10 protein-coding genes are annotated in these 12,025 nt (G+C 46.8%); 2 read left to right on the forward strand and 8 right to left on the reverse strand.

Features of this window, described 5'->3' with window-relative positions:
• Nucleotides 1–4: 4 nt before the first annotated feature.
• A complete protein-coding gene (locus tag EKM89_RS03520; protein WP_125685780.1) occupies nucleotides 5–856 on the reverse strand; it encodes a DegV family protein in 852 nt (283 codons plus the stop codon).
• A gap of 165 nt (nucleotides 857–1,021) precedes the next feature.
• Between EKM89_RS03520 and trhA the strand changes: the two genes are divergently transcribed.
• Nucleotides 1,022–1,663 (forward strand): PAQR family membrane homeostasis protein TrhA, encoded by a 642-nt coding sequence (trhA, locus tag EKM89_RS03525; RefSeq protein ID WP_125685781.1) that lies wholly within the window; start codon nucleotides 1,022–1,024, stop codon nucleotides 1,661–1,663.
• A 563-nt stretch (nucleotides 1,664–2,226) separates the two neighbouring features.
• On the opposite strand, the gene EKM89_RS03530 is transcribed toward trhA, so the two are convergent.
• Genes EKM89_RS03530 through EKM89_RS03545 form a run of 4 tightly spaced genes read right to left on the reverse strand, consistent with a single transcriptional unit; the run spans nucleotide 2,227 to nucleotide 6,815 of the window.
• Nucleotides 2,227–2,724, reverse strand: coding sequence for a dihydrofolate reductase (locus EKM89_RS03530; RefSeq protein WP_125685782.1), 498 nt, complete (start codon nucleotides 2,722–2,724; stop codon nucleotides 2,227–2,229).
• 12 nt (nucleotides 2,725–2,736) lie between these two features.
• Nucleotides 2,737–3,687: a thymidylate synthase gene (locus EKM89_RS03535; RefSeq protein ID WP_125685783.1), complete on the reverse strand. Its 951-nt coding sequence runs from the start codon at nucleotides 3,685–3,687 to the stop codon at nucleotides 2,737–2,739.
• A 12-nt stretch (nucleotides 3,688–3,699) separates the two neighbouring features.
• Nucleotides 3,700–5,592: an ABC-F family ATP-binding cassette domain-containing protein gene (locus tag EKM89_RS03540; RefSeq protein ID WP_125685784.1), complete on the reverse strand. Its 1,893-nt coding sequence runs from the start codon at nucleotides 5,590–5,592 to the stop codon at nucleotides 3,700–3,702.
• 29 nt (nucleotides 5,593–5,621) lie between these two features.
• On the reverse strand, nucleotides 5,622–6,815 hold the full coding sequence (locus tag EKM89_RS03545) for a CCA tRNA nucleotidyltransferase (RefSeq protein WP_125685785.1): 1,194 nt from the start codon (nucleotides 6,813–6,815) through the stop codon (nucleotides 5,622–5,624).
• Nucleotides 6,816–7,017: 202 nt separating this feature from the next.
• Between EKM89_RS03545 and EKM89_RS03550 the strand changes: the two genes are divergently transcribed.
• Nucleotides 7,018–7,908, forward strand: a complete 891-nt coding sequence (locus tag EKM89_RS03550) for a YitT family protein (RefSeq protein WP_125685786.1) — start codon at nucleotides 7,018–7,020, stop codon at nucleotides 7,906–7,908.
• A gap of 121 nt (nucleotides 7,909–8,029) precedes the next feature.
• Here EKM89_RS03550 and EKM89_RS03555 read toward each other — a convergent pair whose 3' ends face one another.
• The 3 genes from EKM89_RS03555 to der form a co-directional block, all read right to left on the reverse strand.
• Nucleotides 8,030–9,322 carry a tetratricopeptide repeat protein gene (locus EKM89_RS03555; protein WP_449811248.1) on the reverse strand — a complete coding sequence of 431 codons (1,293 nt, stop codon included), beginning with the start codon at nucleotides 9,320–9,322 and terminating at the stop codon, nucleotides 8,030–8,032.
• An 803-nt stretch (nucleotides 9,323–10,125) separates the two neighbouring features.
• Nucleotides 10,126–10,413, reverse strand: coding sequence for an HU family DNA-binding protein (locus EKM89_RS03560; protein WP_225421803.1), 288 nt, complete (start codon nucleotides 10,411–10,413; stop codon nucleotides 10,126–10,128).
• 226 nt (nucleotides 10,414–10,639) lie between these two features.
• Entirely contained in the window at nucleotides 10,640–11,947 is a 1,308-nt protein-coding gene (gene der, locus EKM89_RS03565; protein ID WP_048735999.1) for a ribosome biogenesis GTPase Der, read from the reverse strand.
• Between the last annotated feature and the right edge of the window lie 78 nt (nucleotides 11,948–12,025).

A 12,025-nucleotide genomic window follows, 5' to 3' on the forward strand; every position in this document is an offset into this window, starting at 1 on the left:
TTTATTATTTAGTTGGGTCCGTGTAGTACATCAAAGCAAAAGCACCGGGTCCCCCGTGGGTAGCGATAATGGGAACCGTCTCTCTAACTAAGACTTCTTTGTCTGGTAAAATTTCGTGAAGATGTCCCTGAATCTTATCCACAGATTCAAAGGCTTCGACGTGCGAAATCCCAATGGCGACAATGTCAGGCGTTTGCTTGATTTGCTCATAAACTTTGTCAAAATAACGGTCGATGGTCTTCATACCCCGGCCCTTGGCCCGAATCTTCAGTTCACCACCAGTAACCTGCAAAACAATTTTAATGTTCAAAAGTGACGTTAGCATACCAGCAGCACGACTGAGACGACCACCCTTTAAAATATTTTCGAGGGTCACAATCCCCATGAACAGCTTAGTATGATCACGGACAGCAGCGGCTCGGGCAACGATTTCATCTTTCGTGGCACCGGTAGTAGCCAACTTGGCGGCCTCGACAACCTGGAATCCTAAGGCCTGGTCGGTCGTTTGACTGTCCACGACCGTCACATCAGTTTTGGACAATTTTGCAGCCTGTTCGGCGGTATGAACCGTGCCACTGATAGCGGCCAACATGTTGAAACAGATTACACTGCTACCATCTGCACCTAATTTATCAAAGGTCTCCACAAATGATCCTAACGGTGGCTGACTGGTCTTAGGCAGCGTCTTTGCCGTTTTCATTTTTTCAATAAACTCTTTATTTGTAATGGATTCCCGTTCAACGTAAATCGTATCATCGATCATGACCGTCAACGGAATAATGGTAATGTTGTAGTCTTGGATGTCCTGCTCGCTAATGCCGGCAGATGAGTCCGTAACAATTTTAATTTTAGCCATGCTATTCCACTCTTTCTGACCAGAGATTTTGGTTTATGCTACAATATGCGTAATGAAACATACGGTAATAGTATAGCAGAGTTGCCAATTTTTTTCAGTAGTTGTTCGGAACTCCCCCACTGGTTTTCGCAAAAGTTATTTACAAAAATATAAGGAGGGATTTGTTTGGAAAAAGAACGTAGCCACACCTATCAAATTGTCAATGAGGTCTTAAATGCGGCAACACATGGAATTGGCGCCGCCCTGAGCATCGCGGGTCTCGTTATCTTATTATTGCAGGCACACGGTAAGGGTGGTTCTTTGCGGATGACCACGTTCGCCATCTATGGGGCCATTCTGGTGCTTTTCTACCTCGCGTCCACACTTTTTCATAGTTTGTACTTTACCCGTGGTCGTCATGTTTTTCAAATATTCGACCATTGTGCCATCTACTTATTGATTGCTGGAACTTATACGCCATTTAGTCTATTAGTCGTTGGTGGTGCATTGGGTTGGACGATGTTTGGTATCATCTGGGCAATGGCCATTCTAGGTATCGTGTACAAGGCCATCTGGTTGGGTAAATATCAGAAATTATCGACCGTAATCTACGTGGTCATGGGCTGGATGTGCCTAATGGGGATTAAACCCCTGTACAACGGTTTAGGCCCAGTTGGTTTTGCTTTACTTTTTTGTGGCGGGGTCGCCTTCACTTTGGGCGCTGTGATTTACAGCTTCAAGGGTATTCCGTTCGGTCATGTCATCTGGCACCTGTTCGTCATGCTGGGGACTGGGCTCATGTACTTCTCAATTTTGTTTTATGCTTAAGCTATTGGGCTGATGTCAAAGAGTCGTGCCGTGGGTGCCAGAGATTCTGCCTACTGCGGGTTACAGCTGTACCTCTAGTGAAATCTCCTATGCCTGACAGTTACTGTCTATAAATTAAGAAAGTCAAAATATTTACTTTACTCTTGCGACCGGGGGAATTGTCACCACTAAATTTGCGGTACTGGTCGCACGCCGGCTGCCAGGGACTCCGCTTGCTGTGAGGGAATGCCAGTTGATATTGTCGACACGGCTAGCTGCGTCCCTGACCTCCTCCGGCTCTGAGTGTGCATGCCAATTCCAATCACTGAATCCCAAGGTGGTTGCTAAAGTTTAAACATAATTCAACAACGTCTCTAACGGCATGGATCTATGTTGCCTCAGTATCGTTGTGACAACAGCCATGATGGGCATTTTAGACCTTTCAATCTCCTGCTTATATCATATGAAAGGCTCTGACGTTATCTGATTTTCAGACAATGTCAGAGCCTTTTTGTAGTGAATAATTTGGTGTTAAAACGAGATGAATTAGTGGCAACCACTGTTCAGATCAGTTCACCTATCAGTTACTGTGCAACCCGTTGAAATTGTTCAAATGCATAGTCGTAAGGGTTCTTTTCGTTGCGCACACCTGGTTGCCAGTTGATGCGCTGGAATTTACTGTAATCGAGAGCAGGCATCCACGTGTCGCCGTCAAAACCGGCGTCAATGGTCGTTCGGTAAAGGAAGTCTACGTCGTCTTGCAACCCCTCAAAGAGTTGAGCGCCCCCCACAACGAAGAGTTTCTCATTTGGCCGTTGGATAGCATACTCTCGAACAGCGTCAAATGAGTTCAGCACCGTCACGCCTGCTGGAAAATTTGTTGCGGCCTGATGGGTCACAACCACGTTTTTTCGATTAGGCAGGGCATGTGGAAACGACGCAAACGTTTTGGAGCCGGCGATGATGGTATTGCCAGTTGTGACGGTCTTGAAAAAATGCATATCCGCTGGTAAATGCCACGGAAGATGGCCATTCAAACCAATCACGTGTCCCTGACTCTCGGCCCATAGAAAGATCAACATCAGTGTTCCCTCCTAGACAGCCACAGGGGCCTTAATTGCTGGTTCTGGATCGTAACCCGTAACCTTGATATCGTGCATGTCATAGTCAAAAATGCTGGATTTATCTGGATTAAGCCAAAGCTGCGGTGCCTCATGAGGTGTCCGTGCCAGCTGTGTCTTAATTTGGTCAATGTGGTTCAGGTAAATGTGGGCATCACCTAGTGTATGGACAAAATCTCCGACTTCTAGGCCAACTTCCTTAGCAATGAGCGACGTTAATAGCGCATAACTCGCAATGTTAAATGGTACGCCTAGGAAGATGTCAGCGCTCCGTTGGTAGAGCTGACAACTCAGCTTACCGTCATTGACGTAGAATTGAAATAACGTGTGGCAAGGCGGCAAGGCCATAGATGGAACATCAGCCGGATTCCAAGCAGAAACAATCATTCGTCGAGAGTCTGGATGGGTTTTCAGTGTATCGATCACGTTTTGGAGTTGATCAATGGTTTCACCATTGTGGCCTTGCCAAGCGCGCCATTGGCTGCCATAAACCAGGCCCAGATCACCATAGTGGTCACCGAAAGCCTGATCATTAACGATTCGATTGCAAAAGGCTTTCTTTTCGGCCTGATAAGCGACGTTAAATTCGGCATCGACCAAGGATCGGCGACCAAAATCGGTCATGTCTGGCCCATGATAGTCGGGACTGTCAATATATCGTTGGAAAGCCCATTCGTCCCAAATGTGATTGTGATGTTGGAGCAGAAAACGAATATTCGTGTCACCACGCAAGAACCACAATAGTTCGGATTTGATAAGTCCAAATGGTACTTTTTTCGTTGTCAGCAAGGGAAAACCCTCTTGTAGGTTGAATCGCATTTGATACCCAAATAAACTAATCGTTCCAGTCCCAGTACGGTCCGTTTTTTGATGTCCCGTTGTCAGAACGGTTTTTGCTAAATCAAGGTAAGCATCTTCTAACACACCCGTCATCTCCTATTCGGCGTATTCGCTCAGGTATTCCCACCGGGCCATTTTATCATCTAATTGATGGTCAAGGTCATCTAGTTTGGCTTGTAAGTCAGCTAACTTATCATAATTGTCACCATTGGCATTCATGTCCGTTTGGACTTGGGATTTTTGATCTTCAAGGTCGTCGATGACACCTTCAATACCGTCCCATTCCTTTTGTTCAGCATAAGTCAGCTTAACCTTTTTCTTAGGTGTGGCGGCGGCTGGCTGCACCGGTTTTTCTGTCGCCTTAGGCTTACTCTTTGCCGCGTGGGCCTGCTGCTGTGCCATATCGAGGTATGTGCTAAATTGTCCGGAATAGCGCTCAATGTTGCCGTTCCCCGTAAAGATAAGAAGCCGGTCAGCCACTTTATCCAGAAAGTATCGATCATGGGATACCGTTATGACGGTACCCGCAAATTGACTAATATAATCTTCCAAGACGGTCAGCGTTCCAATATCCAAATCGTTAGTCGGTTCGTCAAGCAATAAAACATTGGGTTGTTCCATCAGTAGTTTCAATAGATACAAGCGTCGTTTTTCACCACCGGAGAGCTTACGAATCAAGGTACCATGCATGAATCGTGGGAATAAAAATTGTTCTAGCAATTCAGCCACGCTGACGGAATCTCCTTGGTTGTTAGTCACATTTTGACCTACTTCGGAAAGGTAGCTGATCATCCGTTTGTCTTCTGGAATGGGTTCGATTTGTTGCGTATAATACGCTATCTTAACCGTTTCCCCAATCGTGACGATTCCGGAATCCAACGGTAACCGTTGGGCAATAACATTTAGTAGGCTCGATTTACCAGCGCCGTTTTCGCCACTGATCCCAATGCGTTCGTTCCCTTGAATCAGGTCGCTGAAATGGTCCAGGATCACGTGATCGCCCAATTTAAGGCTTGCGTCCTTTAGCTCGATAACCTTTTTACCTAGACGCTGTTGGCCCAGTGAAATCGACACATTGTTTTGGACTTGACGGGTACCTACATTACTGGCAATGTCGTTGAACCGGTTGATCCGAGCCTGTTGCTTGGTCGATCGGGCTTTGGCCCCTGCCTTCATCCAAGCTAATTCCTTTTTATAAAGCTGCTGTTGCTTTTGGTCGGCTTCGGCCTCTTGGGTGACGCGTTCGGCCTTCTCTTGAACATAGGCTTGATAATTACCCGGATATTGATAAAGCTTGCCAAAGTCCAATTCCCAAATTTGATTGGCAATTTGGTCCAAGAAGTACCGGTCATGGGTCACAATCAGTAATGCCCCTTTATAAGAGCTTAGATACTGTTGAAGCCAGGCAATGGAGTCAAAGTCCAAGTGGTTGGTCGGTTCGTCTAACAGTAGCAGATCTGGCGATTGAATCAGGACTTGTGCTAGGCCGACCCGCTTGATTTGTCCCCCGGACATGGTCTTGATGGACTGTGACAGATCAGTAATCTTCAGCTGTGTCAAAATTGTTTTAACGTCACTCTCGGCGGTCCAGGCATCCTCTTCGTTCATCTGCGCTTCGGCGTCCAGATATCGTTGCTGAGCCTTGGCGTCTTCTGGGTGCTTCCCATAGATTTCCAGGGCGGCCTCGTAACGGCGAATCGTCACGAAGACCTTTTGATCGCCTGAAAAGACGGCATCCATAACGGTCAGATTTTCATCCAGTTCGGGTTTTTGCGTCAAGTAACCGATGGTGTAGTCTTTAGGGGTGTTGATCTCTCCAGACTGTTCGGTACTGATGCCAGCTAGGGTGTTGAGTAGTGATGTTTTCCCGCTCCCATTGACCCCAATTAGCCCAATACGGTCGTGTTCATTGATAATAAAATTCAGATTATCAAATAGTGTTTTTTCACCGTAAGTTCGGTGTAAATTTTCTGCGCGTAAGGTTTGCATAATGTCTCACTCTCTTATTTCAAATTCGATTAGACCGTTGCGTAGGCGACTAATGCTGCTTGTTCATTTGGCAGTTGTCCCGTAACGACCTGGTATTCTAAATCACCCAGTAAAGCCCCAAGTTGTGGTCCGGGCTGAACGCCTGCTCGCATTAGGTCTTTACCCGTAACTGCGAGTTCCTTCTTCTGCTGGATGGGTAACTCGTAAAGCTGCTGTGTCAACTCGGCAGCACGGTCAGGGGCGCCTAAGGTAAAGGCGACTTCATTGGCCACGGGAGTCAAATCAGCGCCGCATTGATACAGTTGCCAAGTATTAGGCGTAGTGGTCAGTAACGTTTGTGCCAACCGACTAGCGGTCTGAACGGCTGTAATCATTTGATTAGCCGCCTTCCAGTGCTTAAGAAATGGCGTGATTCCTGCGTAATCTAGACCAAATTTTGTCGTCAGAAGTGTCCAGGTTGCCGTATCATTGGAAGTCCCTTGACGTAACTGCATGCTCAAGGCTTGTAGGTCGTCTTCATGGGCCGCAAAATCGGGACAGTATTGCCACAAGCCTGTTCGCATAAAGACCGTTAGCCCGCGTTGTGGGGCTTTACCGGTGAATAGCTTTTGTAACTCCACCTGCGTCCGTTCTACGGCAATTTTAGCTAACAATTGGGCATGATCAGCAATGGCCGTTTCAGTTTCGGGAATAATGTCAAAGTCGAGTTGACTGGCGAAACGCACGGCCCGCATCATCCGTAATGCATCTTCGTGAAACCGCTCCTGAGGATCACCCACGGCCCGAATATGATGGTTCTGAAGATCAGTTAAGCCATCAAAGAGGTCAATGATCTCGCCGTCTTCACGCATTGCCAACGCATTAATCGTGAAATCGCGGCGCTTTAAATCTTCTTGTAAGGAACGAACGAAGGTGACCTGGTCGGGACGCCGAAAATCGGTATAGGTCGATTCGGAACGAAAAGTCGTGGTTTCATAGCCAGTTCCATGATCGAGAATCATGACGGTACCGTGATCAATACCCGTATCGACCGTCCGCTTGAACAGGCCTTTAATTTCGTTGGGATAAGCACTGGTCGCAATATCAACGTCATGGATGGTCTTCCCTAAGATGGTATCGCGGACACTGCCACCCACAAAGTAGGCCTCGTATCCAGCCGCTTCGATGGTCTGAAGTACCGGTCGTGCAGCCTCAAATTCATTTGGTAAGTGTTCTAACTTCATTATCCTTCACCCTTCTGCCAGCTAAATTCTGTCAGTGCTCGAGTCACGCTCAACTAATGAGTGGACACAAGGTTCTATATGCCAGTCTAACAGATTCCCCACAAGAATTGAATTCAAACCACGATTCGCTAATCAGTTTCTCAGCAGTTTCTACATTGGCTGTGCTATCATAAAATGAGTATTTTTGTTGGGAGAGATGCAGATGACACAAAAGGATGAGTCAATTCATGTGCTAGATTTAGTTATGATTGGAATTGGATGCGCCATGTTTGCTTTTGGACTGGTTTTTTTTAACATTGCCAATCATTTAGCGGATGGCGGTATTTCAGGGGTAACGTTGATTCTACGGGCTTTATTTGGTATTGACCCCGCCTATTCAACGATTTTGATCAACGTTCCCCTAATTCTAATTGGGTGGCGTTTTCTGGGTCGGCAATCGTTGATCTATACGATTTATGGGACGATTATGCTATCCCTATTCCTATGGATCTGGCAACGAGTGCCCATCGTTATTCAGCTGCATCGCGACCTTTTGCTTTCTGCGTTGGGCGCCGGGGTTATCGGTGGATTCGGCTCTGGATTACTCTACCGGTATGGTGGCACAACCGGTGGGACGGATATTATCGCCCGAATTTTTGAACGCTTCCGTGGCGTACCAATGGGTCGAACACTCCTCTATTTGGACGTGGTCGTTCTTCTATTCTCACTGGTCTACATTGATATTCAACACATGGCCTATACGCTGATCTACTCCTACATCTTCGCCCGAATTGTCAACTTTACGCAGGAAGGTGCCTACGCTGCACGGGGAATCATTGTTGTGTCGGATCACCATCAAGAAATTACGGACAGTATCATGGACGAATTAGGCCGTGGTGTGAGCCTGATCGACGGTGAAGGCGGCTACTCTCATCAGCAGCGTAAAATGATCTATGTGGTTGTAGCACCAAGTGAACTTCACCGTTTACGGCAGATTATTCAACGCAATGATCCACGTGCATTTGTCTCGGTGATCAATGTAAATGAAGCACTTGGTGAAGGATTTACGTTTGCTGTTCCTAAAAAAGGATGGCGGGGAAAGTTTAAGCGTTAGTGACTGGGTTTGCAACCGCGGGGTTGGCGGTTGCTTTTTTTGGTAGGCATAAGTTAAAGTAATTTTTGTGTTGAAACTATATAAAAAGAGCCACTCCATAGAGAGTCGCTCCTGCCCTTTATTAGTCCTGGTACCCTTCCAACATTAAAGCCATTTCTGCATCGTCAGGAACTACTTGTAAATAGGCCTGTAATAATTTTACGACGGTCTCACTCGCTCCTTCTTCACGGTAAAAGTAAATGGCTGGCTTCAAAAAGTCCGCCTGATCCATAAAGAATGGCTGAGCAGCGTCGTAATACTTGCGTGCTAAATCGTACGCTTCCTGATGCTCAGCGGTCACTGCCAGATTCCAGTAGAGTTGTGGATCTGCGTCCTCAGCCTTCACGTATGGCTTCACTAAGTCCTCGTTTTCGTCCCAACGCTCCTGCTTGACGTATAAGTTACTGAGCTGAATAACGGCCCCTAGATCGTCGCTGTCGAGCTCATGTCCCTTCTTCAGGTACTTCTCTGCTAAATCCTCATCATCGAGCTTAGTGGCCACGTGAGCTGCCTGTAACCAAAGCTTCTCATTGTACTGATCGACGCCTAATCCTTCTTGTAAGGTCGTCAGAGCCTCGGCTAACCGATTTTCTTCTTCTAAAGCCTGACCCAGATAAGGATAAAGGGATGTATAATGGGCATCGCTGTCCTTCAATTCGCCAAATAAGCGAATAGCCGTCGGCCGATCCTTCAGCTGAAGGTAGGTAAAAGCCGTTTCAAACTTCACATCCGGAGTCATGTCACCAGTATGAATCTGTTTCAGATAACCGATGGCCTGTTCGAAGCGACCCGCGTTAGCATAAGCGACACCCAGGCGTTCGACCAAGTTGACCCGTGAGAGTTCTGTAGTACCGGCCGTAATCAGCTCTAAATACAACGGAATAGCCTTTCTAAACTCACGCATGGTGAAGTAGAGCTCAGCCAAGGCAAACGTGATGACCGACTCGTCAGGGGCCAATTTCTTGGCCGTCAGCAATTTCTGTTCACTGACTTCAAAGAGCTCCTGTGTTTGATAGAGATCCGCCGCTACCATCAGTGCCTGGACATATGCCGACGAATCAGGACTGACCTCATTCAGATATTCCAGTGCTTCATCATTTTTATCTTCGTCAATGGCAATATCAGCTAAATTCGTTCTTAATTCATCTTCAGTTGGATACTTCTTCAGTAATTTTTCATAAATTCGCCGGGATTGATTCAAAAAACCTAATGAGTACAGTTCTTCGGCCAAACTAAACAAAGTATCATCGTCGTCGTGCCGTAAAGACAAGGCGTACTGCTTCTTAAATTCTTCAAGTTGGCCTTTCTCTAATAGGTCCAATGCCGTTTCTGCGTAACTCATAACCCGCCTCCAATTATAATTTTCCGAGTACAACTGGCCACTACATGCTACTTACGGTCAATTTTTAATTACGACTTATTGCGCAACCATTCCAGTTTACAAGATTTTTAGTCTAAATACTGCTATTTTGACTTATTTTTAACTACTCATCATGAATTGTCCCACTTGAATTCAAAGACGGGTAGTGTGAACCGGTGGCACGACAGCCGTCGTGGGGACATGTCTTTAGACATCAGCTAAGGGTTGAAAGATCTGAAATGCCAATCATGACTGTTGTTGCAACGATACGGGACTAAAATTAGGCAACGTTGTCCAACCATCGCCTTACCGGCCGGCAGATATGGGCTGGATCGGTGCGCGCCTGAGCCCATATCTGCCGACCTCTCGGCCGACGTAGTTGGTCTGAGGCAACATGGATCATGCCGCTAGGACCACTGCTGAATTATGCTTAGACTTTACCAGCCACTTGGGATTCAGTGATTGGACTTGACGCGCACAATCAAAACCGGAGGAGGCCAGGGATGCAGCTAGCCGTGTCGACGATGTTAGTCGGCGTCTTTCCGGCTTACATCGTGGGACGACCTGGGAGACGACCGAACTTGGCGGCTTTCAGGCGAGCCGGAAGCCCGTCCTTTGGCTGGAAGCGTTCCCCACAGCCGGCGGAATCCCTGGCAGCCGGAGTGCGACCAGTACCACTAATTTAGCGGTGACAATTCCTACGGTTGCAAGAGTAGAATAAGCATTTTGACTTTCAACCTTCAGACATCAGTTAAGAAGGTAACAAAAAGCCAGCCCGGCATTATACCGTACTGGCTCTTTTCGCGTTAAATAATTGCTTATTTAACAGCATCCTTTAAAGCTTTACCTGGCTTGAATGCAGGTACTTTGCTTGCAGGAATTTGGATTTCTTGTCCAGTTTGTGGGTTACGGCCCTTACGAGCTGCACGTTCACGTACTTCAAAGTTACCAAAGCCGATCAGTTGAACCTTTTCGCCTTTAGCTAACGTTGCTTGGACAGAATCGAAGACTGCATCAACTGCAGCCGTTGCGTCCTTTTTAGTTAAACCAGTTGCAGTTGCAACGTCGCTAACCAATTGTGCTTTGTTTGCCATGTTTGAATTCACCTCCTGAACAGAAGATTAGATGAATGCCATCTAGTGATCATTTTTGAGTGGTCCAAAAATGATGAAACAAATACGGTCAACCGCATCATTTCTTTATCAAAGATAGCACAGGAAGCCTTATATGACAAGGGATAACGGTACTTTTTAGCAATTATCCTGAAAGAATCGTCAATTTTAGCGAAAAAACACCTAAAATCGGTCTCAAAGCTGGTCTCACGCACCTAAATTACTTTCGTGCACGCTCAATCAAATGAATTGGTGTTCCCTCAAAATCAAAGTGTTCTCGAATTTGGTTCTCCAAGAAACGTTCGTAAGAGAAGTGCATCATCTTCGGATCGTTGACAAAAACGACGAAGGTTGGTGGTGCCACGGCCACTTGAGTCGCGTAGTAAACACGCAGCCGTTTTCCATTATCGGATGGCGTTGGGTTCAGTGCAATCGCGTCCATGATGACGTCGTTTAAGGTTGCAGATTGTACCCGCTTGTTATGGTTCTCAGATACCCGCTTGATCATCTCAGGCAATTGTTCCAACCGTTGGCCCGTTTTCGCCGACACGAAGATGATTGGCGCGTAACTCAGGTATTGGAACTCCAGTCGAATCAGATTTTGGAAGTCCGTCAACGTGTGGTTATCCTTCTTCAAGGTATCCCACTTGTTCACCAAGATAATGATTCCCCGACCAGCCTCGTGGGCATAGCCAGCGACTCGTTTATCTTGTTCCCGAATTCCTTCTTCGGCATTCAAGACAACCAAGACGACGTCCGAGTCATCAATGGCTCGCATCGCACGCATAACACTATAACGTTCCGTATTTTCGTAGACCTTACCCCGTTTACGAATTCCGGCCGTATCAACCATCGTAAACTTCGTATCGTCTGCTGTGAATTTAGTATCGACAGCATCACGGGTAGTACCGGCAATATTGGAAACAATCACGCGGTCTTCACCAAGAATGGCATTAACCAACGAAGACTTCCCAACATTTGGGCGACCAATCAGACTGAAACGAATCGTGTCATCTTTAGGGGCACCATCATCGTCAGGAAATTCCTTGACGACGGCGTCTAATAAGTCACCTAAGCCTAAGCCATGAACCCCAGAAACTGGATAGGGATCACCAAAACCGAGCGAATAGAAGTCATAGATAGACTCTCTGACGTCTGGATTGTCGGCCTTGTTCACGGCCAGTAAGACTGGCTTGTCAGCACGGTATAAAATCTTGGCAACCTTTTCGTCGGCATCGGTAACACCCTCGGGCGCACTAACGATGAAGACAATAACGTCGGCCTCTTCAATCGCAATTTCGGCCTGTTGCGTAATTTGCGTCAAAAATGGTTCGTCACCGAGGTCAATTCCCCCGGTATCAATCATCCGAAATTCAGTTCCCAACCATTCGGCACGGGTATAAATTCGGTCCCGGGTAACTCCCGGGGTATCTTCCACGATGGAGATCCGTTCGCCGGCGATCCGGTTGAACAGGGTCGATTTCCCAACGTTAGGTCGGCCGACAATGGCAACTACTGGAAATGCCACTACAAATCCCTCCTTTAACTTTTAAGCAAAACGTCTGTTGACATCAAAAGGGTTCAGAACGAAACCAACAAAGTTCCG

Source organism: Levilactobacillus fujinensis (assembly GCF_003946335.1).
In the GTDB taxonomy this organism is placed as follows: Bacteria; Bacillota; Bacilli; order Lactobacillales; family Lactobacillaceae; genus Levilactobacillus; species Levilactobacillus fujinensis.

What these genes read in the sequence shown, in the direction of transcription:
- EKM89_RS03550 (WP_125685786.1), top strand. Translation starts at nt 7,018, where the DNA reads ATGACACAAAAGGATGAGTCAATTCATGTGCTAGATTTAGTTATGATT.
- EKM89_RS03520 (WP_125685780.1), bottom strand. Translation starts at nt 856, where the DNA reads ATGGCTAAAATTAAAATTGTTACGGACTCATCTGCCGGCATTAGCGAG.
- EKM89_RS03540 (WP_125685784.1), bottom strand. Translation starts at nt 5,592, where the DNA reads ATGCAAACCTTACGCGCAGAAAATTTACACCGAACTTACGGTGAAAAA.
- EKM89_RS03530 (WP_125685782.1), bottom strand. Translation starts at nt 2,724, where the DNA reads ATGTTGATCTTTCTATGGGCCGAGAGTCAGGGACACGTGATTGGTTTG.
- EKM89_RS03545 (WP_125685785.1), bottom strand. Translation starts at nt 6,815, where the DNA reads ATGAAGTTAGAACACTTACCAAATGAATTTGAGGCTGCACGACCGGTA.